The organism is Mixta tenebrionis (assembly GCF_006517625.1).
In the GTDB taxonomy this organism is placed as follows: domain Bacteria; phylum Pseudomonadota; class Gammaproteobacteria; order Enterobacterales; family Enterobacteriaceae; genus Mixta; species Mixta tenebrionis.
Genome location: NZ_VHQI01000020.1, coordinates 1 through 23,994, shown reverse-complemented (window position 1 = coordinate 23,994; position 23,994 = coordinate 1). Strand labels below are relative to the sequence as shown.

General features: G+C 50.5%; 22 protein-coding genes and 1 tRNA gene. 19 read left to right on the top strand and 4 right to left on the bottom strand.

Annotated features, from left to right (window positions below):
* Positions 1-7: 7 nt before the first annotated feature.
* From FKM52_RS20525 to FKM52_RS22040, 3 genes are all read left to right on the top strand, one after another.
* Positions 8-418: a TIGR03751 family conjugal transfer lipoprotein gene (locus FKM52_RS20525; RefSeq protein ID WP_141177982.1), complete on the top strand. Its 411-nt coding sequence runs from the start codon at positions 8-10 to the stop codon at positions 416-418.
* The gene (locus tag FKM52_RS20520) at positions 418-3,264 is read left to right on the top strand and encodes a conjugative transfer ATPase (protein ID WP_141177981.1); all 2,847 of its coding nucleotides are present in this window, start codon (positions 418-420) and stop codon (positions 3,262-3,264) included. Before FKM52_RS20525 ends, FKM52_RS20520 begins: the two co-directional genes overlap by 1 nt.
* Positions 3,265-3,467: 203 nt before the next feature.
* Positions 3,468-3,647, top strand: a complete 180-nt coding sequence (locus tag FKM52_RS22040; protein ID WP_244323739.1) for a hypothetical protein — start codon at positions 3,468-3,470, stop codon at positions 3,645-3,647.
* Between the two features lie 145 nt (positions 3,648-3,792).
* Here FKM52_RS22040 and FKM52_RS20510 read toward each other — a convergent pair whose 3' ends face one another.
* The gene (locus FKM52_RS20510) at positions 3,793-4,068 is read right to left on the bottom strand and encodes a hypothetical protein (protein WP_244323738.1); all 276 of its coding nucleotides are present in this window, start codon (positions 4,066-4,068) and stop codon (positions 3,793-3,795) included.
* 235 nt (positions 4,069-4,303) lie between these two features.
* Between FKM52_RS20510 and FKM52_RS20505 the strand changes: the two genes are divergently transcribed.
* The 5 genes from FKM52_RS20505 to FKM52_RS20485 all read left to right on the top strand — a co-directional run bounded on the left by FKM52_RS20505 (position 4,304) and on the right by FKM52_RS20485 (position 9,072).
* Positions 4,304-4,705, top strand: a complete 402-nt coding sequence (locus FKM52_RS20505) for a TIGR03757 family integrating conjugative element protein (protein ID WP_141177979.1) — start codon at positions 4,304-4,306, stop codon at positions 4,703-4,705.
* Positions 4,702-5,694: a TIGR03756 family integrating conjugative element protein gene (locus FKM52_RS20500; RefSeq protein ID WP_141177978.1), complete on the top strand. Its 993-nt coding sequence runs from the start codon at positions 4,702-4,704 to the stop codon at positions 5,692-5,694. Before FKM52_RS20505 ends, FKM52_RS20500 begins: the two co-directional genes overlap by 4 nt.
* Positions 5,695-5,790: 96 nt before the next feature.
* A complete protein-coding gene (locus FKM52_RS20495) occupies positions 5,791-7,173 on the top strand; it encodes an integrating conjugative element protein (protein ID WP_246085565.1) in 1,383 nt (460 codons plus the stop codon).
* A gap of 13 nt (positions 7,174-7,186) precedes the next feature.
* Positions 7,187-7,534, top strand: coding sequence for a hypothetical protein (locus FKM52_RS20490; protein ID WP_141177977.1), 348 nt, complete (start codon positions 7,187-7,189; stop codon positions 7,532-7,534).
* Positions 7,531-9,072: a conjugal transfer protein TraG N-terminal domain-containing protein gene (locus FKM52_RS20485; protein WP_141177976.1), complete on the top strand. Its 1,542-nt coding sequence runs from the start codon at positions 7,531-7,533 to the stop codon at positions 9,070-9,072. Before FKM52_RS20490 ends, FKM52_RS20485 begins: the two co-directional genes overlap by 4 nt.
* Positions 9,073-9,149: 77 nt before the next feature.
* Here the strand turns inward: FKM52_RS20485 and FKM52_RS21765 are convergent, their stop codons facing one another.
* On the bottom strand, positions 9,150-9,323 hold the full coding sequence (locus tag FKM52_RS21765) for a hypothetical protein (RefSeq protein ID WP_160622466.1): 174 nt from the start codon (positions 9,321-9,323) through the stop codon (positions 9,150-9,152).
* Positions 9,324-9,476: 153 nt separating this feature from the next.
* On the opposite strand from FKM52_RS21765, the gene FKM52_RS20480 reads away from it, so the two are divergent.
* The 11 genes from FKM52_RS20480 to FKM52_RS20425 all read left to right on the top strand — a co-directional run bounded on the left by FKM52_RS20480 (position 9,477) and on the right by FKM52_RS20425 (position 22,763).
* The gene (locus FKM52_RS20480; protein WP_244323737.1) at positions 9,477-10,031 is read left to right on the top strand and encodes a hypothetical protein; all 555 of its coding nucleotides are present in this window, start codon (positions 9,477-9,479) and stop codon (positions 10,029-10,031) included.
* A 123-nt stretch (positions 10,032-10,154) separates the two neighbouring features.
* On the top strand, positions 10,155-10,856 hold the full coding sequence (locus FKM52_RS20475; protein WP_141177975.1) for a YkgJ family cysteine cluster protein: 702 nt from the start codon (positions 10,155-10,157) through the stop codon (positions 10,854-10,856).
* A 938-nt stretch (positions 10,857-11,794) separates the two neighbouring features.
* On the top strand, positions 11,795-12,697 hold the full coding sequence (locus FKM52_RS20470; protein ID WP_181407960.1) for an integrase domain-containing protein: 903 nt from the start codon (positions 11,795-11,797) through the stop codon (positions 12,695-12,697).
* Positions 12,698-13,711: 1,014 nt separating this feature from the next.
* Positions 13,712-14,704 (top strand): hypothetical protein, encoded by a 993-nt coding sequence (locus FKM52_RS20460; protein WP_141177973.1) that lies wholly within the window; start codon positions 13,712-13,714, stop codon positions 14,702-14,704.
* Positions 14,705-14,817: 113 nt separating this feature from the next.
* Positions 14,818-15,432 carry a hypothetical protein gene (locus tag FKM52_RS20455; protein ID WP_141177972.1) on the top strand — a complete coding sequence of 205 codons (615 nt, stop codon included), beginning with the start codon at positions 14,818-14,820 and terminating at the stop codon, positions 15,430-15,432.
* Between the two features lie 84 nt (positions 15,433-15,516).
* Positions 15,517-16,563 (top strand): ArdC family protein, encoded by a 1,047-nt coding sequence (locus FKM52_RS20450; protein ID WP_244323736.1) that lies wholly within the window; start codon positions 15,517-15,519, stop codon positions 16,561-16,563.
* 105 nt (positions 16,564-16,668) lie between these two features.
* Positions 16,669-17,604, top strand: coding sequence for a DUF1281 domain-containing protein (locus FKM52_RS20445; protein ID WP_141177971.1), 936 nt, complete (start codon positions 16,669-16,671; stop codon positions 17,602-17,604).
* 105 nt (positions 17,605-17,709) lie between these two features.
* Complete coding sequence (locus FKM52_RS20440) at positions 17,710-18,390, top strand: N-6 DNA methylase (protein ID WP_141177970.1); 681 nt, start codon at positions 17,710-17,712, stop codon at positions 18,388-18,390.
* A 171-nt stretch (positions 18,391-18,561) separates the two neighbouring features.
* Positions 18,562-20,055, top strand: a complete 1,494-nt coding sequence (locus tag FKM52_RS20435) for a UvrD-helicase domain-containing protein (RefSeq protein WP_141177969.1) — start codon at positions 18,562-18,564, stop codon at positions 20,053-20,055.
* 66 nt (positions 20,056-20,121) lie between these two features.
* Complete coding sequence (locus FKM52_RS20430; protein ID WP_141177968.1) at positions 20,122-21,684, top strand: TraI domain-containing protein; 1,563 nt, start codon at positions 20,122-20,124, stop codon at positions 21,682-21,684.
* A 59-nt stretch (positions 21,685-21,743) separates the two neighbouring features.
* Positions 21,744-22,763: a tyrosine-type recombinase/integrase gene (locus FKM52_RS20425; protein WP_141177967.1), complete on the top strand. Its 1,020-nt coding sequence runs from the start codon at positions 21,744-21,746 to the stop codon at positions 22,761-22,763.
* 213 nt (positions 22,764-22,976) lie between these two features.
* On the opposite strand, the gene FKM52_RS21760 is transcribed toward FKM52_RS20425, so the two are convergent.
* Both FKM52_RS21760 and FKM52_RS20420 read right to left on the bottom strand, forming a co-directional pair.
* Positions 22,977-23,047, bottom strand: a tRNA-OTHER gene (locus FKM52_RS21760).
* Between the two features lie 255 nt (positions 23,048-23,302).
* Positions 23,303-23,689: a 5-fold beta-flower protein gene (locus FKM52_RS20420; protein ID WP_141177966.1), complete on the bottom strand. Its 387-nt coding sequence runs from the start codon at positions 23,687-23,689 to the stop codon at positions 23,303-23,305.
* Positions 23,690-23,994 lie beyond the last annotated feature (305 nt).

Genomic DNA, 23,994 nt, shown 5'->3' with positions numbered 1-23,994 from the left:
GAAACAAATGAATCTGAAACCGATCATTATGGTATTCACAGGAGCGCTGCTGGTCAGCGGTTGTTCGACGACGAAAGAAGAGATGCTGCCCGCCGGAGACCATTCCATGCTGGAGCTGTGGAACGGTGCTGACGGCGGAGGAAGTACCGCCCGTCAGGCGGCTGCACGGGAATCCCTGCACCGGCCGTTGACCGATAGTGAACATCAGGCGGCTGCACAGGACGATCGCAGTTACAGTCGCACTCAGGAGACAGAAATCACGCAGCAGTTCCCGCGTCTGCCGAACCCCGATATGGTGATGTACCTGTATCCTCACCTGGCCGGCGGCAACACGCCGGTTCCAGGATACAGCACGGTGTTTCCGTTTTACAGTCAGACGCAGTATGCGATGCCTGGTGAACGTACGGAGGCCCTGTAATGTTTTCGCTGTTTAAAAAAACGTCTTTGCCCCGGGCTGAAGCCACTGCCGGTGAATCCGAATCCAGGCTCGCCATCAATGGCCGTGAGCCGCTGACGCGCCCGGGGTGCATGACCCACCAGGATGAAACCCGGGTTTATCATGCCAACCCCTCCATCATTGATTTTCTGCCCTGGGTGGAGTTTCTGGACGAGGAGCAGTGTCTGCTGCTCGATGATGGCGTCTCCGTGGGCGCCGTCTACGATGTCACGCCGGTGGCCACCGAAGGGCGTACCGATGAACGCCTGGAACAGATACGCGATACGGTGGAGGATGCGCTGCAGGACAGCTTTGACGAATATGACGAAAATCCCTGGGTGGTGCAATTTTTCTGCCAGGACGAGGAGGATGCGGATGCGTATCTCGATCATCTGCGCAGCTATGTGAAGCCGCATGCGCAGCGCACCGCCTTTACGGAGGCCTGGCTGGGCGAGATGGAACGGCATATCCGCAGTATCTCACAGCCACAGGGGCTGTTTACCGACGCGATAGTCACCGGTCAGCCGTGGCGGGGGCAACAGCGCCGCACCCGAATGGTTGTGTACCGCTGGCTCGGAAAATCCGCTGCCCGTGACCCGATGCCGCCGGTGGCCATGCTCAATCAGGCCTGTGAGCGGGTGGTCAGTGCGCTGGGCGGTACCGGTATCCGCTGCTCCCGCCAGAACGGCCTGCAGGTGCACAGCTGGCTGCTGCGCCTGTTTAATCCGGCACCGGACTGGGTTGATAAAACCACCCTGTATCGTCAGGCGGCCTATGTGGTCCCCGGGGATGCACCGGACGGGGAAATGCCGGTGCGTAATGATTTTGCGGAAACGCTGTGGTTCACGCCGCCGGTTTCCGACCCGGAGAATGGTGTGTGGTGGATCGATAACAAACCCCACTGTGCGGTGCCGGTTGAGCGGCTGCGCACGCCGCCGGTACCGGGAGCGATCACAGGGGAAATGCCGCGGGGTGAGAAGAAAATCAACGCCCTGATGGATATGTTCCCGGCAGGGACGATGATGTGCATGACCGTTGTTGTTCAGCCCCAGGACCGTCTGGAAGAGACGTTTAACCGGCTGGCCAAAAACGCGATAGGGGAAAATACTGAATCCGGCCGCGTTCGTCAGGACGTGAATACGGTGAAGGAGTACCTGGGGAATCGTCACAAGCTGTACCGGGCCGGCATCACGTTTCTGCTGCGTGGCGATGATCCGGAGAGCCTGAAACGTAAGCGGCTTGATTTGACCACCGTGCTGCTGGGCGCCGGCTTGCAGCCGGTTCGCCCGGAGTTCGAGGTGGGGCCGCTTAATGCGTGGCTGCGTGCATTACCGATGTGCTTCGATCCGGATACCGACAAAAAACACTGGTACACCCGCCTGACCTGGGTACAGCACATTGCCGGCCTGCTGCCGGTGACCGGCCGTGAAACCGGCACCGGCAATCCGGGGCTGAGCTTCTTCAACCGTGGCGGGGATATCCTGACCTTTGACCCGCTCAACCGGCAGGACCGGACACAGAACGCACACCTGCTGCTGTTCGGCCCGACCGGCGCCGGCAAATCCGCCACGCTGTGCACCATGTTTTCGCAGGTAATGGCGGTTCACCGCCCGCGCCTGTTTATCGCCGAAGCCGGCAACTCCTTTGGCCTGCAGGCTGACTATTTTGAAAGTCTGGGCCTGACGGTTAATAAAATCAGTATCAAACCCGGCAGCGGCGTCAGTCTGCCGCCGTTCGCGGATGCGCACCGGCTGGTTGAGGAAGGGATTGCGGTTGCCGTGGATGAAGCGGACCTGCCGGACATTGATGACGATACTGGCGAGGAAAATGAAGACAAGCGGGATATCCTGGGCGAGATGGAAATCTCGGCCCGTATGATGATCACCGGCGGCGATCCGAAAGAAGAGGCTGACCTGAAACGCGCCGATCGCGCGATGATCCGTGAAGCACTGCTGATGGCCGCACACACATCTTACAACGAAAACCGGCAGATGCTGCCCTCTGATTTACAGGCGGCACTGAACGCCATTGCGGCCAGTGAAGGCGAGGAGGGAGGTACCGTTCGTAATGCGCAGCGCCGGGCGAAGGCCGCGGAGATGGCGGAGGCGCTGGGCATGTTCACCCAGCCCGGCAGCTTTGAGGCGGAGCTGTTTAACCGTGAAGGCGAGCTGTGGCCGGAAGCGGATGTGACGCTGATTGACCTGGGGCACCTGGCCCGTGAGGGTTACGAAGCGCAGATGGCGCTGACCATGGTCTCGATGACCAACATGATTAATAACATCGCGGAGCGTGACCAGTATCTCGGCCGCGATATCGTGTTTGCTGTTGATGAGGCACACATCGTGACCGTCAACCCGTTGCTGTCGCCGTACATGACAAAAGTGGTCAAGATGTGGCGTAAGCTGGGTGCCTGGTTGTGGCTGGCCACCCAGAACCTGAAGGACTACCCGGATATTGCCGAGAAAATGCTGAATATGGCGGAGTGGTGGATTTGCCTCACTATGCCACCAGAAGAGGTGAAAGATATCAGCAGATTCCGTGCACTTACACCTGAACAGGAGGCGGTGCTGCTGTCGGCCCGTAAACTATCCGGCTGCTATACGGAAGGGGTGGTGCTGGCCAAACGCATTGAGGCGCTATTCCGGGCGGTGCCGCCGAGCCTTTACCTTGCCTTGGGTATGACAGAGAAAGACGAGAAGGCAGAACGCCGGAAGCTGATGCGGGAGCATAATTGCAGTGAGCTGGAAGCGGCTAAATGGGTGGCGCGCAAGCTTGACCGGTTGCGCGGTCTCGATTGCGGTGGTGCAGAAAGGAGCGCAGCATGTTAACTCTCAGATATCCGACTCCACAGGCGTTCATTTTTACAGAGGATCAGCCGCATAACGTTTTTACACTGCCATTACAGAGTGAACCACGCATATCGGCAGAAACACAGGCGAACCTTCGTAAATTAAATAGGTATATTCGGCAAAGGCTTGCAGATCCGGTAACGGTTATCTGCCATCCCCATCGGGTCGGGTTAAGCAGCTGCGTGGCCGTAACAGTTGAAGGAAGGCTGCGCAGGACGGTAAATATCCTTATCAACGTCAGCGGCCAGGAAAGCTGGCCAACGGATGAGGAATATGAGCATCCCCGCTGGTATATCACCGTGACGGATACGGCCGATATGCTCTATCTGGTGCTGTGGTTGAATGGTGTGGTAGTGCATTAAGAGAGGGCGGCGTAAGAGAACTGAGCCGAAATCTGCTTCAGCTTTTGAACTGATAATGGAAACGTAACTAAGGCCGGAGAGGTACCACTTTCCGGCCTTTAACATAACAGATGAAAGAAGCCGATCTGCTGTTTGACTCGTTTTATCAGTCTTTTTGAATAATCAATTGTGCGTAAGTTCTGGCAGGATTTGACATGTCTGCTTGATCGGTTTGCTGTACGATCTTCCAGCCTTTGCTGGCCAGTTCTGGAATCGTGCCGGAAAGATTTTCGCCACAGTTGAATACCGTTTTATCTGTCAAAGCAGCGTTGGCTGCTGTGTTTGTAACTGGCTGGGAGTGGCATACATGGGCCTGTCCCGCCAGTGATGGTCCTGCAATAAGCAGGCAACCCATTGCAAACAGATATTTTTTTAACTTCATTAAAATGTCCTCTTGTCGTGTTATCAGACCACGTTGTTGTACGTTTTTTCTTGTTATCTCTCTGTTAAACAACTCGTTAGAGTTAATACCCGTATTTACTAGATGGGTATTGGGACGATATCAACTTTAACAGCGTTAATGAATTAACTTTTATCCACGGATTTTTAGTTTATTGCAGCTTTCCTGAAAGCCGGGGAGCACGCTGTCAGGCGATTTGGTCTGATGGAGTCTCTCAATGAAATTACGTCATTTTATCTTTCTGTCGGCGCTTCTGCCGACGACGGTGCTGGCGGGCACGGTGCTTTATACCGACAGCCAGCATTTACCTGAAAATCTTTCCCCGGATGTCGTAGTTGTTTTGCTGGATGAGCCTGAGCGCCTGCAGTTGAAAATGTTTGGTCAGCTTTCGGCTGACCCGGAGCTGGCAACATTGCAGGCAAAACAGGTGATGTCCTCCCCCCAGTGGCAACAAAAACAGCAGCAGTTGGTCACGGCATATCGCCAGGTAGTGCATGCACGGGAACTCGGCATCCGCAAGGTGCCCGCTGTCGTTTTTAACGATCGGGATGTAGTTTACGGCACTACCGATGTGGTACGGGCTACAGAGCTGCGTCAGCAGGCAGGAGGTGGACAGTGAATCACCCCCCTTCCCGGCTCAGGAAAACGCTTTGCTCTGCCGCTGTCGCCGCCGTTCTGGTCACTGCATCAATACCTGCAGCATTTGCCGCGTTAAATACAGCACAGATAGTGGCCAGTGCCGTTTCTCAGGACTGTATTAGTTGGCGGGTGAGCGGTATCTGCTACTGGCTGTTCTGTACGCCGTTTGGTTGTACCGTCAAAACGTCCGTAAAAGTTACCCACTATATCCCTGAAGCAGTAGTGTCCACCTATGTGGCTCCGGGTGGTAATCCCTGGGCTGAAATGGCTTTTGTCAGCCAGGCATCCGGAGGGCTGGAGAATGCCATCACCAGCGGCCTGTCCGGAGTCTCTGCCGGCGGTGCGAATCCGGCGGATATGAAGAACCCGGGGCAGCGCCATTCCAGCATCCGTTTCAAGTACGCAGACGCCATCGGACATCCCTCTACCTCCATTATCGGTGGCAGCATTTCCGGTTACTCCTGCGACAGCGCCGCCACTCCCTTGATGCCGTATTTCCTCAGCACACTGGATTCTGTTGCCTGGAGAACAGGCGTGCCTGAATCGCTGTATCCCGAGGCACTGGTTCCTGGCCTGAGGGAAATAGGCAACCAGGTTGCCGGCAATATGTGGGGCAACGTCTATCCGCGCTCAGGGTTTGTCAGCCAGACCGATGATGATAAAGCCTCTGCACTGGTCGCCCAACGGGTGGCTGACATTATCACCCGCGCCGGTCAGCCCCATGTCTATCAGGTGCTGCAGGGCCATAAGCAGGATGGTTACTGGCCGCCGGACCCGGTAACAGAAAATACCGGCACAAAAAACCATAAGTGGCAGCGACTGGTGCCGCAGCTGAGCCAGAGCTGTGCGGTATTTCCTGATGGCAGCCATACCGCCGCCAGCGACAACAATGCGGCCTTTGCTCTGTGGCAGCCGTACAGCTGCTGTAAGCGCCAGGGCCAGAAATTCCTGAGCAGTACTGATATTTGATAAGAAGAGGTTAAGGTAATGAACATCGATAAATTAATTAATACTTTATTTACTATTCTGACTGGGATTGCTCTTGCATGCCTGCCTGCTTTGATAATGATGCTGATCTCAGCGATATCCCCTGCTCAGGCAATTTCTCTGCCGCAGGTGAATGACAGTGCGTTTGGCTATGGCAAATCTGTGGACGGCGCGGTATCCGACAAGCTGTTTTATACCCTGGGCGGTGGGTCGGTGATATCGCAGCCGGCGACGCGCAGCAATATGAAAAAACTGGGGCTGGATGTGGGGTGGAGCAGTGACCTGATGTGCGGCAACTTTGACCTCAAAACCACCATTGGCAACCAGTTAAACGGCGTAACCGATGGCTTTAAAAACCTGATGGGCGACGTTATTCAGGGGGCTACTGGCGCGGTGGCCAGCCTGCCGGCGATGCTGATCCAGCGGGCGAACCCGGGGCTGTATGACATGCTGACCAACGGTGTCCTGCAGGCGAACGTGTCATTCGATAAAGCGCAACTGAACTGTCAGAACATGGCGAAGAAAATGATGGATTTCAGTGATACCAGCAAGTGGAGCCAGGCAGCTATCGCTGAAGAGTATAAATCGCTCGTCAATAGCGGAGAAACGGACGCAATACGTGCAGACCAAAAATATCAGAATGCAGATGGAACCGCTGGCAAAAAATGGATTGGTGGTCAGATAAGAGGAGGAAAAGGGCAGAAGGCTATCCGGCCGACCTATGATTTGGCATCTGCAGGTTACAACATGATGAATAGCCTCAACGTATTAAGTTCAGAAACCGTTAGTGGCACCAGTTGTAACGGTGGTGCCTGCAGTAAGTTCAGTAATGCTGAAGAAGCTGCACAAGCTGTGGTGAAAGTTCTTGGTGATCGCTCAATGCGCACCTGCAGCAATGCGTCGCAGTGCACCAGTGGAGATACCGACGATCAGCCTGGTATTTCCGTTGCTGGTACAGGATTTTCTCCGATGCTGGAAGACGCCACAAAGAACAATATAGAGCAACTGGTGAAACTGGTTAATGGTACCGTAAAACCCACGGCTACTGAACTGGCGAAGTTGAAAACGGGTGGGCTGCCGGTAACGGCCAACGTTATTAAGGCGTTGCAACGTGACCCGGATAATACTGCACTGACAGTTCGTCTCGCCAGTGAGCTGGCCATGTCTGATACGGTAGAAACCGCTCTGTTGATGCGCCGGATGCTGACAACAGGTATGAGTGAACCAAATGCTCAGGATCAACCTATCGCACTGGAAGAAGGTGCTCGCCGAATTGATGCACTCGATCGCGAAATCATGGCGTTGAAGAATGAAATGGACCTGAAGCGAGAGTTGGCGAGGAACTCGGTACTGACCATCATCGAGCGGGACAATCAACGTATCGGTACAAACCCAATGATTCAGCAGACGGATAATGCTGACAGCCGCTTCCAGAAACTCGAAACCCCTGATACGAAATAAGGGAGGCGATTGCATGAATAATAATCATCGCAGCCTGCTGCGCAAAACAGGCAGGAGCCTGAAAGTCGGAGGACTCTTCCTGCTGGCCCTGCTGATGGCCCTGGAGGGCGGTCTCTGGCTGGCCGATCTGGGTCCTGAAGGCATGGCCACGGTTAAGAACTGGATGCATGAGACTCGCTATGGCTGGCTGGCATGGCGTCTGATGCTTTACTGCGCTGTCGGATGGGGGCTGTGGAAAATCTGGCATGCACCGGGTTTTCGTCCGGAATATCGTCGGCCACTGCTGCGCATTGCCAGCGTCAGTATATTGTTCTTTCTTGTCTGCGAGTACTCCATTTTTTCCGGCATGGGGGCTCTATGACAACGAACAGCTATCTGGAGTATTTCCTGACCCTACTGGGCTGGCTGGTTAATAACGGTCTCTGGGATGTTCTTATCAGTACTGGACTGTTTGCGTTACCTCTGGCCTTTAAAATTGTAGGTATCTGGTTGAAGGTTCGCGAAGAAGGAGAGGATGAAGGTAACAAAGGCATGCTGTCACTGCCCCGCATCGAGAATGCGCTTTATGGGGCTTTCTTTGTAATTATCGCCTGCTGTGTACCACTGATTCAGGTAAGCCTGACCACGCTGGAATTTGATAGAACCCGGGCAAAAATCTGTGGTACCTGGACACCAAAAGCACCGGGTGAAAGTGGTTACAGCAATATTATTTCCAGTATGAACAACGAGTTCGCTGCTGCACCGGTTTGGTGGGTGTTAGTTCACAAAATTTCCAAAGGGGTGACCCAGGCGGCAGTGGCCAGCATTCCGTGTCGGCCGGATCTAAGGCAATTGCGTTTTGAGGTTCAACGGACGTTCATTGAGAACCGCGCGCTGGCCGACGAGCTGCAGGATTTCACCAACGACTGCTATTCATTAGCACTTTATCAGTGGAAACGGCGTGACCAAGGGCAGACAAAGGATAAAGCGGTTCTGTCAGATCTCAGTTGGATAGGCAGTAATACCTTTCTGAAGGGAGACTATACCACGCTGCAGTCGAAATTGCCGCGGGGGATGTTCTCCTGGAATGATGCCCGTGACAGCGGCCGGCCGAATACCGGTAATGGGGGATACCCCTACTGTTCTGAGTGGTGGTCTGCAGCAGACACTGGCCTGAAGGCCAGGGTGATGAAGCAGGTTGATGATAGCTACTGGCTACGATTATCTGCCGCAATGAAAATGATTGGCAGCAGCCAGATAAATTATCAGGAGGAAGTTATACGCCGGCTGGTCAGCCCGGCGAACCTGACGGTATCACATGGCGGTGAGGTTTATAACGGCTATGGTGGTAATGCGGATTTGACGGAGCAGAACGTGCTCACTCGTATTGCCGGCACAGCAGGCGCTTCTGTCGCCTCGCTGGGCGCTTTTCCGGCTCTGGACGCGATGCGTCAGGCATTACCGATGGTGCAAGCCGTTCTGCTGATGGCTATTTATATTATGGTACCATTGATCCTTGCCTTTGCAGCTTATGAATTCAAGACGGCGATCACCCTGACGTTTGTCATTTTTGCTATCAACTTCCTGACATTCTGGTGGGAATTAGCCCGTTGGCTCGATAGCTGGATGTTGACGGCTCTCTATAGCTCTAATACACATACTCGCTTCAATATGATGGGATTTCAGAATACGTCAGATGATCTGATTATGAATCTGGTTATGGGGTCAATGTTTACTGTATTACCTGCCGTGTGGGTTGGCGCGCTATCGTGGGCCGGAGTGAATATTGGTATCGCAATTACGGGATCATTGAAAGATGGAACCAGTAAAGCTAGTCAATCCGCAGAAAACGCGGGAAATCTTGCAAAAATGGGAGGTGCGAGTTTCTCAAAAGGTTTTAGTAAGGGTCTGGATAGTTAGACTAACAACGGCGCTAACTGTCGCCGTTTAAATTCTTAACACTAAATAAACAATCCCGCCACGAACAGCGGGATTGTTTATTCATGGTCTGAGTGCCAATGCCAGTTTTCAGAACTATATAAGGCGAATGGACTCTCGTCATCGGATTCTGTTGAGGTTTCGATTAAAAAAGGTGTTTCGTTCTCATCTTGCTTACTTGGGCAAGGATCAGGAAGTACCGCATTCAACAGCTTTTTCAAGAACATATTCATATCTGAGCCTTCTCCTGTTTGACCTGATGCTGTTTTTTTGTTCGAGTTTTCTCTGTATCATAAGGAGTATTGAAGAGAGGCGCAACCTTGCCTTAGCCTTTACGCTATCAGTTTAATTTTTATCATTCGGAACATTATGTTAAGGAGGAAAGGATGTTCAGAAAGAAAGTATTGATTGTTAGTATTGTCTCTGTGTTTACAACAGCTTGTTCCATGGGTGAATTGACTTCCGTCAATAAAAAAATCAGCGATTTTGGCTTTTCAATAACAGGAAAACAATCAGCCCAAGGTGAGTCTGGTATGCCAAAATTGGCACCCAAAATTGATGCTGCTCAGGATTCTATGTCGAGCGATTTATCAGTTTCTATTGATGTTGATACTGCCGCAGCTCGTTTGCGTCGTTATTATAAATTTATGACCTCAGACGAGTTAAATAGTATCAAAAATAGAGAAAGCACTTCTGCTCGCCTGACTGCTGCAGCAATTGAGGAGCAAAGGCCTGAATGGGCTGCGTCGCCAGGGAGCTACTATAAAATGGGTCGGAACTGGGGGGGGGGCGATCATATTACATTGGAAGTTGAAAAGAATGGTATCGGGAGTCGTGTTTATATTCAATTTTTTTCTTCAAACCCTCAGCATTTAACAGAAGCCTATTTGGGAAATCTATTTGCACAGGTGAAAGGTGTTGCAGAGGGTAAGGTTAGATAATAGATGAAAGAAATAAGAAGAGTGACTGCCTTCTTATTTCTTTATTTTTATACCAATAGCTGTTTTATTATAAATAATAATGGAATGGTTGTGCGTGTGTTGGTTTATTGAAAGGGATGTGAAATGGGGAATTTGGAAGATTGGTTTTATTCTGCCTGTTATAATTCATTTAAAGTTAAGAGCAAGAGGCAAGTGATTTTAGCAGTGGAACGTTGGCACAGATGTTCTGAACGGGTTATGGATGAAGTTAAAAAAGAAAAAGGTTTAAATTGTGTATGTCAAAAAGGATGCTCGCGTTGCTGCTCTTTACACGTTTCACTAATTACGCCTGACGTGTTTTTTATTGCTGAAAATTTAAAAAATAATTTTAGTGAATCAAAGTTGTTTTTTATAAAGAAAAGACTAAAACTCCGAGCTGATAAGGTTAATGAATACACTGATGATAAATATAGAATAGAGTGTGTTTTTCTCGGGAAAAGTTCTGGGCAGTGTGTTATCTATAATTATCGCCCGGAAGCATGCAGACGTTTTTTTACTAATGATAAAAAAGATTGCATTGAAAGTAATGGTTCACCACTTCAGAATGGCGCAGTATTTTATTCAACTGGGATTCTCTCTACTTATATGGCTCTGGCAGCACATAAAAATAATCTATTTATAGATAGTCATGAAATGAGTAAGTCTTTACATATTGCTTTGGATAGCCCCTTGCTTTTTAAAAAATGGCTGAGAGGAGAACCTAATGTCTTTCCAGGCGTTACGTGGGAGAGATACCAACAAGGCATTAGAAAGTTAGGTGCTGAAATGAAAGTTAAAATAAAGTAAATCCCCTCAGCCATTAATATACTGGCATGTGAATATTGACGAAAACCTGCTTCTATTGATAGTCTTCAAGTGTTGTATGTCGTCAATGGCGACCACCAATGTTCCGGTAGCCTGTGAGGAGCGCCTTCGGGTGGCTACTGTCGCTAACGCGACCACCAATTCTCCCGCAGCCTGAAAGGGAGAGCATATCGATGTGGTACATCTGCGCACCTTTGGAAGCAGATATCGTCAATACAAGCGCACTATGACGTGACGATGAGGGTTTCTTTCTCTTTGCTCAGCTGCATACCGGTTCGGGTGTTGCACAACGGGCTGGCAACTTCCAGTCAGACGAATGTCGTCTGTGGAAGTCGCATCAACATTTCGTTTCTTCAGTGATACGTCCTGAGTTTCGTACGACTTTTGCATCGACCGGATAGGCCATTTGGTACATTTGGCCGCTTACGGCGTTGCATTACGAGCACGAAACTGCGCGGCGTCACTTGCGTGCAAGCGAAGCGAACACCAAGTGACGCGCGCAGCGCATACTATTCAAACGCACGCACGGCGTGGTTTTCATCGTTTTCGTACCATCTGACACACACGTAGTACGTGTCATTCATGGAGAAAACATCTTCACATCAACGTTTGTACGACGGAGTACCCGTCTGAACGTCCCAACGTAATAAGGAGAAAATCGGCTCGATATCGATGGCGACACTACAGAAGTAGTGTTGGAGGCAGCTTGACGAATGTCAGCTCTGCATCAGCAGCAAACAGGTCAGAGACCTGAGGTGCCTCGCAAGAACTCAACAATTCAATTCGCCGCCCCGATGCACAGATATCAGTCGAGACGCAGGAAGCGCAAAGTTAACCGTGTCGTCGGGGTTAAATTTTTGGGGTACAGATCCGTCAGTTTTATAAAAAGCAGAAGGCTGTGTATGTCATATGGAGGTAGTGTGTCCAGATTCAGTAAGCAACTTGAAAAACAACTTGTCACACTGGCACGTCAGGGGCGGGGTAGCTTTAAAACCGTAGCAGATCGTTCCAGAATTGCAGAACGGTTCTCTGAACGTCTTGCACAGTTAAATATTCAAATTCGGGATGTAAAACACATAAAAACGGTGCATATCCAAAAATATATTCATAGCCGACAGGATGAAAATATATCAAGCCGTACGCTGCAAAATGAAATGGCGGCAGTGCGTACAATCATGTCTGTCGCCGGGAGGAATAAACTGGCTGATCCGCAGCATGAAATGTTGAGTAACAAAGCGCTGGGGATTTCTGCCGCCAGCAGAGATGGTACTAAAAGACCAATATCTGATGAATTACTCCAGAAAGTCGTTAATTATTCCATCAGTAAAGATGAAGGCGTGGCTCTTGCCGTGCAACTGGCACGGTATATTGGTCTGAGAACAGAAGAAACCGTTCAGTCAGCAAAATCATTAAGAACGTGGCGACAGTCGCTTTTAAAAGGTGATGAACGTGTTTGCGTGGTATTTGGTACGAAAGGAGGACGCCCTCGTGAGACCACAGTTTTTGACAGGGATAAAGTTCTGGGGATTTTAAATAAGGCCATCGCATACTGCGATAAAAATAATGGAAAGTTAATTGATAAGCCAACATTACATACTGCGATAGAGCGATACCGTAATATTATTCGTGACGCCGGTATGACAGGAGAAAACGCACCTCATTCGTTGCGGTATGCATATGCAAAAGACGCTGTGAATTTTCATCTTAAAAATGGAATGAGTCGGGATGAGGCTAATGCATTAGTCTCAATGGATTTAGGGCACGGAGATGGCCGGGGGCGGTATATAAGACAGGTTTATTTTAAAAAGGAACTGGATGAATGACCGTTAGTTATGCATATCTGTCAGTAACTTACCGGGCAGATTGAAGATGTTTGACGCAGTCGCACACGATAGCGACTGCGTCTTGAAGTTTCCCGCAGTTTGTGGTTATTATTTGGACGTTAACCTGTCGCTAACGCGACCACCAATGTTCCGGTAGCCTGTGAGGAGCGCCTTCGGGTGGCTACATAAACTCTCCCGTACCCTGAGAAGGGAGAGCACAGAGAATTCTGTGGGGAAATCTGCGCACCTTTGAGAGCAGATATCGCCAAACTCACGCGCANTCTGTGGGGAAATCTGCGCACCTTTGAGAGCAGATATCGCCAAACTCACGCGCACTATGACGCGGCGATGAAGGTCATTTCATTCAACTTACCGTCAGCCAGAAAGGACATCTTTCTGACTCCCCAATGGGAAACACTTTCCCGTTGGGTTGGTGTTTCCTTTTTTTGTTTAAAGGATGACACCATCATGAAATTTTACTTTACCTGCCTGATTTTTCTGACCGATTTTATTCTGGCAGTGTTGCCGAGAAAACCGGCTCTGTCACATCTGTATGCTCAATTGCTGATTTTTAGTCGCGATTTGGAAATACTGAACTCGGCGCTGATGAGCATTCGTCTTGCAACGCACGCAGAGACTCTGCGGAAAAAAAATGCCCACTGGGCTGCGTTTAGATACCATTGCCGTCTGGAAACGCATGTGCAGGCTCTGCGACAGGAAGTTCTGTACGGGGCTGCGTTTGAAATTAGTTTGCATATGAGACCACATAAGCTGCTTGATTTTTGTGTGTTCCATATCTCACGCCAGGGCGAAATTTTACTACCTGTAGCCTGGATGAACGGCTGGCGTGACGGAAATGAAGAAGCCAGTAGACAGGCGCAGGCAGCCCAGGAAGTTGAGTGGGAAAACAGTGAATATCTGTAGCTGCTGAGACTGTAATTCACCCGGACGGGGATTTATTCCCCGTCCGGGAATAAATCCCCTTTTTTATTAACTATTAAAGAGGATTTAACTATGGCTAAACGTTTTTTACCTGCTGGTCGTCCCGTTATTTACACCATTGAGCAGTGCAGTACCGTTCCGTTTGATATCTGGAATCAGTTTATCTCGACGGTTATCGATCTGTATTATTGTCTGCCGTTTTGTATGCGCCCTGTTAATCCGCGTAGCAATTATCTACAAACCGGAGCTTATCAACTCTTCAGACCCGACAGCAGATACGAAGCTGATGAGCTGGTTTTCAGCGGTAGAACTGATGAGGGCTTCACTCAGCGTATTATCTCCATTTCGCGTGAGCGTACCCGGAATGTACTCAGTGTGGACGAAATTGAGGCTGAGCATCAAATGTCGGTAGATTTATTTACCCGCATGGTGATGTTGGCCCTTCACAATGTCTGTGGTGAACATTTTCTGGTTCATTCTACGGCTGGAGTTTGTTCCTGGGCGCTGCCGCTGGCCATCATGAACCGGGCCCGTGACGGACGGTTCTCAGCCTGGGCTGCCCCGGATGCGTCGCAGTATGCACTACCATTTGCCTGGCTGACTGAACAGGTAATAGCTGACAGCCTGATCTTGAGCTCGGCAATAGAGTTATCCCGTGAACAATGGGAGGGGATTGCAGCACTGGAATTCAGGCTGTACGAACCTCTTGAAATGGGTTCGGATACGGAGAGCATTCCTCCGCTGGAGATCGTTCTGGGCTCAAGCGCAGGTCCCCGTAAACAGGTAATGTTAAGCGGTCTGGATGCGCTGCTTTACTGGATCAGTGTCAATATGCCGGACTATGAGTGTGGCATACCTGATCAGGAACCAGTATTTCTCTCACGCAACCATCTCGCATTGCTGCGCGATGATATCCACAACGGCTGGTTCTCGGCGTACGACAACGATCCGGATTACGGAGAAAAGTTTTGTACGGAGCTTCAGCTGATAGCTTTATGGGCCGATTACTGTATCCATACGCTGGACATGGAGCGGGAAAGTGTTTTCCTGTTTGCAGTCTGGTAGGGACAGATTTGTTTTAACTCCTGAGCGGTGTCGCTATACCGCTTAAAAATATTAACCCGGCAGGGATCTTCCTGCTGGAAGCCCTGCCTTTTCTTTGAGTAAGGAGCATGATTATGCTGCGTTTTCACGGAAAAGACCTGAAGGCTGTTCTTACTGAGACCATCAGCCGTAACAGGCCTGTGGTTCTGACCTGTAATGCCACCGTCTCACTGTCCGTTCAGGATGGCGAACGCTTCCATCCGGCCCCCGGGCATGAGGGCCAGTTACGTCATCAGGCGTTTGCTGATGGCTGCCATCCCGATCGTGATTCAGGGTGGACAACGTTTGCCCGTATGTTGACCGGCAACACCGTTTTTACTAAGCCTCTTGACCTGACTGAAGGGCGTGTCTGGGATATTTTAAACAAAAATCATCAGCTTACGCTGATGCTTTCAGCAAACAATATCGATATATACAACGGTGAACGGCACTATGTGCCGGTAGCCTGTTACCGAGACCTGACGGACAGGATGCATGTGGCTGCAGTCTGGCATTTCAACGCCTGCAATGCTCTCAGCGAGTTAAAATTTTGGCGAATGACAGTAATCCGACTGCTTCAGGACATGCGTCCCATAGCCTGCCGTCATGCCAGACCGGTCGATCATCACAATTTTCTGCTGGCTGCGCATAACCTGCAACGCCGGACTGAATGTGTTTCACCCAGTGGCGCGCTGCTTCTGAGCGTCTGATTTACTGAATTATTTTCCACCCGCCTGTGGCGTGTCTCACGCCCGCAGGGAAGGGGCACGCCTGTCTTTCTTAAGGAGTGTTCCATGACAACTGGTAACCATCCCACCGCCACGGTCCGTAAAAAGCCGGCGGCAAGCAAATCCTCCTCCGTCAAACGTCGCCGGACAGGTACGACCGCGACGCCTACTGGCGGTGGCGATATTTACCGTCTGATCACTGACCGGATAATTGTCGCGCTGGAAAACGGTATACCACCCTGGCGACGTCCGTGGCGAAATGCGCAGCAGGGGATAAACACCCTGATGCCGGTCAACGCGCTTACCGGCCGGGACTACAGCGGCGTGAATGTTCTGCTGCTGTGGCTGGCGGCCGAAGAGCGCGGTTTTACCAGCGATCGCTGGCTGACATACAACCAGGCACAGGAGGCCGGAGGTCAGGTCCGCAGGGGCGAAACCGCCACGCTTGCGGTGATATACCGCGACTGGACAAAGCAGGCTGAAGACAGCAGTGGCAAGCTGTTTGATGCTGACGGGAAGCCGCAGATGGAAACGGTGCCGATGTTGCGCCAGTTTCCGCTGTTCAACGCTGAACAATGTGATGGTCTTCCCGACCAGGTACGTGGCACAGCCACCGTCACCCGGCCGCAGGAGGATTTCGCTGGCGTCAGTCCGGCACAGCTGCAGAAGGTCCTGTCGGTGGTCAACGCCACTGGCGTGCAGTTTTCACCCAGGCCGCAGAACCGGGCGTATTATCGCGCCTCCACCGACCAGATAGTGCTGCCCCTGACGTCACAGTTTGACGCTGAAGGTGACTACTGGTCCACCGTGCTTCATGAGCTGGTGCATGCCAGCGGTCATGCGAAGCGACTGAATCGTGAAGGGATAACGCGGACGACAAAGAAATTCGGCGACCCGGTGTATGCCTTTGAGGAACTGATAGCTGAAATCGGCAGCGCTTTTTTGTGCGCACATCTCGGGATAACCGGTGATTTGCAGCATGAAAGTTATGTTGATGGCTGGCTGTCAAAATTAAAGTCCGACAAAAAGGCGCTGTTCAGTGCCTGCCGGCAGGCCCGGGAAGCGTCGGAATATTTACTCGCGCCACTCAGCCGTCAGGCTGATACGGCGTAATTAATCCACCGGGTGGCGGCAGTAATATAACCGCTACTCTCCCGTGAGGGCATCGCTCCTCACGGGACGGTGCCCTCTTTTTTACTGAAAGAGGAGTATCAACTTATGTCTGAATGGTGCCAGAACCGTTTTGAAATTACCGGTAAATCTGTCTGTATAGATGTGTTGTTGCAGTGGATAACCGGCACAGACACGCCACGTTATCGCCACGCCATACTGCAGAGCATTCAGCTGTTTCTGGCGGGATGCGCAGGAATACTGAAGCCGGTTCGTACTGCATCGTTCCCGCCCTGTCAGGGGCTGGTTCGGCAGGGTACAGGGCAGTCCGTTCCTGAAAATCTGGCTTATGAACAATGGCTGGAACTGTTGCAGAAAGATGTGGTGCTGGAGACAGAGACAATACGCCGGGTTGATCAGCTGTATCACCAGTCCGGAGTGGGGGCGCTGAAGTGGGAAAATATTCCTCAGGCACAACGCGACATCATGGCATCGCTGATGAAAAGACAGTATGCGGACTGGTTTGGTCTGTCCAGCCTGAAAGATGAACCTGACGCTGCGGTTTGCTGGGAGCGCCTGCGGGAATATCCGGAGCGATCTCAACCCTGCGATATGCTGATGATCATTCCGACACGGCTGGCGACTGAGTTGAATGCCACCGGTGGCCTGCTGTCTGGGGTCTCTACCACAAGTAGTTTCTATAGCCGAATATACGGTATGGAATGGCCGGCCGGGCATAATGTGAACTGGCACCGCCCTGCCACGAACGGGTTAACGCTGTGTCTGGATTCGCCCTGGTATCCACCGTCAGGTGAGGTAGTAGCCGGTATCTCCAGCCTCTTTGAGTGCGAGGTGCGACACACCTACAGTGAACCGGTGAGCGGCCTCAGTGGTTATGACTGTTATGACCTTGGGGCGCATGTTGATGGTTATCAGGGGGTGCCGGCGGAAACGCAACCCATCTCACCGACACTGTATTTGGTCAGCAGTGAGCAGCCTTCGCCTGAACTAGGGGTAACTGGATATAAAGAGATCCGGGGATAACCGGTATGACCGCGCTGCAGCCTTCACCGGGCTGCAGCTTTTTACCCTAAGGGGAACACTGTTCTCCTGCCGGGATACGTGTTCCTCTTTTTATGGAGAATGCGTATGGCCAGTTTTATTGACTATGAGAAAGCGTTTATTTCACTTTTTAACCAGACAGCCCAATACCATAAACGACATCGGGTCTTTGAGGACTTTGTCAGTTGTAGCGTTATTGCACTGGAGAACCGGTTAAATTTTAACGAGGCGCGTGAAAAAAAATATCTGAATATTGTCAGTGGATACCAGAAATCGGATGTTATTCGCATGGCGGAGTTGCTGGGCCATGTGGTTAACGGGCTGCAGAATGGCTTCTGTGATTTCCTGGGAAACGTATTTATGCAGTTGGAGCTGGGCGATAAGTATCGCGGTCAGTTCTTTACCCCCTGGGATGTGGCCAGAATGATGGCGCAGCTACAGCTGGGGGATGTGAAGGCTATGTTTGATGAAAAGCCTTTCATCACTCTCAGCGAGCCTGCCTGTGGTGCCGGCTGTATGGCGTTGGCTTTTGCCGATGTTCTTAATCAGGCAGGCTATGCGTCACACCGCTATCTGTGGGTTTCAGCGACGGATATCGATCCGCTGGCAGCCGGCATGGCTTATATCCAGCTGTCATTATGTGGCGTGGCCGGGGAGGTCGTGATCGGCAACTCGCTGTTTGGCGAGCGGCGGCGTGTTTTACTGACGCCGGGACACTATCTGGGAAACTGGTCTTCCAGACTGCCAAAGCATTATTCGGTAGCGTAACTAACTTCCGCCCCTTTATCCTGAGGGGCTTTTTTATTATGTCCGGTCTTTATTTTTGAAGACGATGAATCTGCCTGTATTTATTTTTAATATGTGAGTTTGACTTTTCCCTCGAAATTATTCGTCGTTTTTTCCATTTTGTATGCCCTGATTATCTGTCTGGAGGCATATATGTCCTGGAGTACAACCCGTGAACAGGATGCGATCATTCACTGGAAAGGAAGCCGTCTTGTTGTTAATGCGTTTGCAGGCACCGGCAAAACGTCCACACTGGTCCGGTTTGCGCTGACGAACCCGGATAGCCGGATGCTGTATCTGGCCTATAACCGGGCTATTCGCGACGAGGCGGAGCAGAAATTTCCATTCAATGTTGAATGTAAAACCTCTCATCAGCTGGCCTGGTCCCGTTTTGGCCGGCATTTCCGTCACCGGCTGGTCGCAAATCTGCGGATTACAGATGCGGCCAAGATGCTGAATACCCGGCACTGGCCACTTGTCCGCCAGGCGATTGCGGCCCTTAATGCCTTTCTCTGCAGCGCAGAGTCAGAGCCTGGAGTGATGCATCTGCTGTCGGAAGATGACCGTAACGGCCTTTCCGGCCTTTCGGCCGATAAAATTCTGGGCGCAACGCAAATACTCTGGCATCAGATGAGCAGTACCGATTCAACATTTCCGGTCACTCATGATGTCTATCTGAAACTGTTTCAGTTGTCCAACCCGGATCTTGCCCGCCGCTGGGATACCATCCTTTTCGATGAGGCGCAGGATGCCAACCCAGTGACCAGCGCGTTTGTACTCAGCCAGCCATGTCGGGTCATCCTTGTGGGCGATCGCTATCAGCAAATTTATCGATTTCGGGGAGCAGATAACGCTCTTAGTGCACCACTGCTGGAGAGCGCAGACCGGCTGTGGCTGACAAATAGTTTCAGGTTCGGACCAGAAGTGGCCCGTATGGCGAATATTCTGTTGACCCGGGCCGGGGAAACCATGCAGGTAACGGGAAGCGGTGGTGAGGATCAAGTGACTGAACGGCTGCCTGCCGATGTCCCCCATTTTACAGTACTCAGCAGGACGGTTGCTGGCGTGATTGGCGCAGCGTTGGTAGCCAGTCTGCATAATAAAAAGGTTTTCTGGGTCGGAGGGATTGCAGGCTACAAAACGGAAGAGCTGGAAGATCTCTACTGGTTTTCTGTTGATATGCCGGAGCGTATGCAGTCACCAAATCGTTTGACTCGGGATTATCGGGATTTTGAGGAGTATTGTTCGATTGCCAAAGCCACTCGGGATGCGGAAATGAACCAGGCCATCCGGCTGCTGGATGAGTTTTTCCCGTTGCCGGAAAAGCTGGCCATCATGCGCGGCCAGGCAGTGACGGATAAGGCGGCTGCTCAGGTGACGGTATCCACTGCACATCGCAGTAAGGGGCTGGAATGGGACGTTGTTGTACTGAACGAGGACTTCAGCGATATCACCGATCCGTTGCTTTCCACCGAAGAGCGTCAGGACGAAACAAATCTGTTGTATGTCGCCACTACACGGGCCCGGCGGGTTCTGGTACTGAATGAACTGATGACAGTGCTCAGGGATAATGAGGCCCGGGAGGATGAGGCTGCAACTGAAGGGGCTGGGGAAAGCGGGCAAAAAAAAATCTCTCATGAGGTGTAACTGGTTTTTCGTGGAAAGACCGGAGGGGCAGGATAACACTCCTCTGGTTTTTTATAAGGAGAAGTCATGTTCGCAAAATTCAAAACGTTTTTATCCCGCGCCGGGGATACTGTTGTACCTTCTCCCGTTCGTGTTGCAGCGCCGGTCGGATATTTTTTACCGGAAAAAGCGGTGACTCTGCTCAATACTCCCCGGCGCAGGGAGTGTCTGAAGAAAATCCAGGAAAGTTCGTCGCTGCCAGCGGATGTGTGGCAGCAGCTTTACCTGGCGCCTGTTAACACCCTGCTTGAGCGGGTGCAAAATGTACCCGCTACAGAAGAGGGAATATGGGCCGGCGCTGGCGGATTTGGTGATTTAACGCTGCAGTTTACGTCATATGCCGTCAGGCTGGCCAAAGGATACATGTTCCCGCCAGGCGCTGCGCCAGAGGAGCAGGCCGCGCAGGGCGTGGCATGGCAGGCGGTGATTTTCTGGGAGGCTCTGTTCTGGCATCTGCCGTTGCTGGCAGATATTGAGGGGGAACTGGAGAGTGGCGTGACCTGGTGTCCGGGAATTTCCGTACCGGACAGGGCTTACCGGTTCCGGTTTGCTAAAGTGCCTTCAGACAACTATGCACAGGCTTTGTCTTCACTGATTGCCAGCCAGCTGCTTCCTGCCGGTGCAGCGCCCTGGATTTGTTGTCTTCCCGGAGGGATGGAAAACCTGTCAGTGGCACTCTGGAATAAACAGACCGTTATGCCCGTTATCGGGGAAATATTGCAACGGGCTGCCGGACTGGCTAAATCTCCTGGTATATTTGCGGTTAATAAAGGCGGTGATTTGGTATCTGTTTCGGACTTGTCGCCAGGAACAGATATTTCACTCGTGTCTGAAAAAGATGAAACTGTGATTTTACCAGAATTATCTTATGAATCGGATAAATCTATTTGCTCAGGATGTGACAGTGCAGAAATGTCTCCTGATATACTTCCGTCAGCTTTTAATCTGGCTTCAGATGATAATTTTACCGATGTTGTTGATCAGCAGAAAGAAGCGTTTAGTGATAATGGGGATGACTCTGAAGAAACGGAAACACTCCTTGCCCTCTTCGGAGATATATTACCCTCTGCTTCGGATGAAAAGAATGATGAAACTGAAATAATGACTGATATGGAAGTTAACTCCGGGGTTAATCAGTGTGAGCAGTATGTTGATTTCGTGGAGGTAAAAAATAATGAAATACTAAATAACCGTCACTCTGATGAGCCTGCCGAAAAAACGCTTTCTCCGGGTGAGGAATTTATATCGTGGCTTACAAATGGACTTGTTGAAGAAAAAATCAGCATCAATAAGAATGATTCCCGCATTCATATTGTTGCCGGTTTCGCTTTTCTCTGCGTACCGGGTGTCTTCTGGCTCTTTCTCCGTGAAACGGGGAAAGATTACAGCAGGGAGATTCTTCAGGCATCGTTCGAAAAACTACGGCTGCATCGTGTCCGGCGGGGAGAACGCTTCACGAAGGCACGCCTTTATGGAACGGAAGAACGAACCGGGAAATACCAGCGAATTAATGGCTACCTTGTCAAAGTGGTACATATCTTTAAAGGCGTCACGCCCCCGGAAAGCGGTCTGCTATTTTTCCCGAACTGAGGACGTGAAAATAATTACCTCATTGATGAGGTATGAACTATCAGCAACAGGAGTGCAATATGAACGTGGATGCTAAGGAAAATTGGAGCTGGGATGAATTACTGGATGAGTATTTTTTCTCTAAAAATCTCAGACCGGCCACGGAGGAAAGCTACCGTAAAGTTGTGAATGTACTACGTCAGTTTTGCAGGGGAAAAACGCCTGAAGATATTACTCATAAAGATGTGTTATTGTGGAGACGTGAATTACTGAAAGAAAAACAGCGCTCAGCTCAGACATGGAATAATAAGGTCGCACATATGCGGGCTCTATATAATTTTTGGATTTCGCAGGGATATATTTCTATGGATAAAAATCCGTTTAATAATAGTACTGTTCAGCGCGAAACAAAAAAGAAAAAAACGCTTTCCCGGATACAATTAACACGAGTTTATCTGGTTATGCAGCAACTAAGTGAAGATGAGAGAAAATACTGCATTCGGTACACTTGGAACAATGCAATGTCACCAGCCTGGTACTGGCTCGTTGTACTGGATACGCTCAGATATACCGGAATGCGGCTGAACCAGCTGTTGCACGTTCGTCTGAGGGATATCAACCTGGATGAAGGATATATCAACCTGATGCTGGAAGGCAGTAAGACACATCGGGAATGGCGGGTTCCCGCTGTTAATCAACTGCGCCAGGGGCTGGCTTATCTGCTGGAACAGGCGGAAAAACGAGGAATCAAACCGTCAGAAAAGCTTTTTGATGTCAGCCGGTATGTTGAAGTTGCCGAACGCTCAAAAAATGAAAGCAGCTCCAAAAAGAGACAACAAAAGGTGCGATCTTTTTTTCGGCGCCTTTCCCGTGAATGCGGATTTACTGTTTCTCCTCACCGATTCCGCCATACGCTGGCGACGGAGCTAATGAAAGCCCCTGAACGTAATCTGCAGCTGGTGAAAGATCTGCTGGGTCACAGGAGTGTGAATACAACGATGGAATATGTCGAACTGCAGATGGATATCGTGGGCAAAACGCTGGAGCAGGAATTGTCATTACACACTGACAAAAGCACCGTACGGGAGTGTGGGTATTGACATCAGGCTGATTGACTGGAATTATTCAGGGTGATCGAGAGCAGGGAGTCTGTTTGCGGCAGACTCCCTGACTTGAGGGAACAAGTCGAATCATCAACCAGTGTACAGGTTCAGATAACACCGGAGGAGATTTCGTATGACCGGCCCCTGCATTTACCGCCCGTCAGGGCTCTCAATTCCTGACCAGCGTGCTTTGATGCAAATTTGTTAAAGTGGTGCCCGGACCCGGAATCGAACCAGGGACACGGGGATTTTCAATCCCTTTAAAAGAGGCCAAACGATCCATCAGCACTAACATTTTTTTACTGGTTTACCTTGAGAGAAATATTTAAGTTTGGTTCTACATGACTTAAGTAATGCTTAAATACGGCGTTTCGAAGCTACCAGAATCCTACCATTATGAGCCTATCCCCATCGTAGAGAAATTATTTCCCGTTCTCGCGATTCAATGACTAAAAATCAGACGGTGCAGGCTTTTATATACTGATATTATATCTTTTGGGTGAAGTATTAATCTCTGTTGAGATAGACTCTTAACCTTAAAACAGCCTAGCAGCAAACGCCAAAACACCAATACTGACATTACCATTAACTGTCGCGATGGTTCTGAGTCGGTCGTCTTTAAGTGTTTTACCATCAAAAGTTGCGATGGTGCGGAGTCGATCGTCTTTCAAGGTCTTCCCATCAAATGTTGCGATGGTGCGGAGTCGGTCGTCTTTCAGGGTTTTACCGTCAAAGGTAGCGATGGTGCGGAGTCGGTCGTCTTTCAGGGTTTTACCGTCAAAGGTAGCGATGGTGCGGAGTCGGTCGTCTTTCAGGGCTTTACCATCAAACGTCGCGATGGTCCTCAGTCGATCATCTTTCAAGGTCTTGCCATCAAAGGTCGCGATAGTCCTGAGTCGATCGTCTTTTATAGTTACGCTCATAAGTATTCTCCTGAGATACATCCATTCAGCACTTTGCCATCCAAAATCAAGCGCTGGTTTCTGTAAGTTCTGGACGCTAATTGTCTGAATGTGCGTTAAAAATTCATCCAGTTAGCATTAACATTAACCAGCGCTTCATCGATCATAACAGGTCTGACGCAGTTTAAAGGATACAATCTTACCTATAAATTGCGGTGGCGCATTGTTCTTTTATCTGGCAACTAGAGGTGTCCTCCAACCCCTTTAAATTTTTCGATAAACGCCCCAATTTTCTGGAATACAGTCTGCTTTTTCGTTTTGTACTG

Bases quoted from the DNA above. Each gene is read 5' to 3' on its own strand.
- FKM52_RS20525 (WP_141177982.1), top strand. From the start codon at position 8: ATGAATCTGAAACCGATCATTATGGTATTCACAGGAGCGCTGCTGGTC.
- FKM52_RS20520 (WP_141177981.1), top strand. From the start codon at position 418: ATGTTTTCGCTGTTTAAAAAAACGTCTTTGCCCCGGGCTGAAGCCACT.
- FKM52_RS20510 (WP_244323738.1), bottom strand. From the start codon at position 4,068: ATGAAGTTAAAAAAATATCTGTTTGCAATGGGTTGCCTGCTTATTGCA.
- FKM52_RS20505 (WP_141177979.1), top strand. From the start codon at position 4,304: ATGAAATTACGTCATTTTATCTTTCTGTCGGCGCTTCTGCCGACGACG.
- FKM52_RS20495 (WP_246085565.1), top strand. From the start codon at position 5,791: ATGATGCTGATCTCAGCGATATCCCCTGCTCAGGCAATTTCTCTGCCG.
- FKM52_RS20490 (WP_141177977.1), top strand. From the start codon at position 7,187: ATGAATAATAATCATCGCAGCCTGCTGCGCAAAACAGGCAGGAGCCTG.
- FKM52_RS20485 (WP_141177976.1), top strand. From the start codon at position 7,531: ATGACAACGAACAGCTATCTGGAGTATTTCCTGACCCTACTGGGCTGG.
- FKM52_RS21765 (WP_160622466.1), bottom strand. From the start codon at position 9,323: ATGAATATGTTCTTGAAAAAGCTGTTGAATGCGGTACTTCCTGATCCT.
- FKM52_RS20480 (WP_244323737.1), top strand. From the start codon at position 9,477: ATGTTCAGAAAGAAAGTATTGATTGTTAGTATTGTCTCTGTGTTTACA.
- FKM52_RS20475 (WP_141177975.1), top strand. From the start codon at position 10,155: ATGGGGAATTTGGAAGATTGGTTTTATTCTGCCTGTTATAATTCATTT.
- FKM52_RS20460 (WP_141177973.1), top strand. From the start codon at position 13,712: ATGGCTAAACGTTTTTTACCTGCTGGTCGTCCCGTTATTTACACCATT.
- FKM52_RS20455 (WP_141177972.1), top strand. From the start codon at position 14,818: ATGCTGCGTTTTCACGGAAAAGACCTGAAGGCTGTTCTTACTGAGACC.
- FKM52_RS20450 (WP_244323736.1), top strand. From the start codon at position 15,517: ATGACAACTGGTAACCATCCCACCGCCACGGTCCGTAAAAAGCCGGCG.
- FKM52_RS20445 (WP_141177971.1), top strand. From the start codon at position 16,669: ATGTCTGAATGGTGCCAGAACCGTTTTGAAATTACCGGTAAATCTGTC.
- FKM52_RS20440 (WP_141177970.1), top strand. From the start codon at position 17,710: ATGGCCAGTTTTATTGACTATGAGAAAGCGTTTATTTCACTTTTTAAC.
- FKM52_RS20435 (WP_141177969.1), top strand. From the start codon at position 18,562: ATGTCCTGGAGTACAACCCGTGAACAGGATGCGATCATTCACTGGAAA.
- FKM52_RS20430 (WP_141177968.1), top strand. From the start codon at position 20,122: ATGTTCGCAAAATTCAAAACGTTTTTATCCCGCGCCGGGGATACTGTT.
- FKM52_RS20425 (WP_141177967.1), top strand. From the start codon at position 21,744: ATGAACGTGGATGCTAAGGAAAATTGGAGCTGGGATGAATTACTGGAT.
- FKM52_RS20420 (WP_141177966.1), bottom strand. From the start codon at position 23,689: ATGAGCGTAACTATAAAAGACGATCGACTCAGGACTATCGCGACCTTT.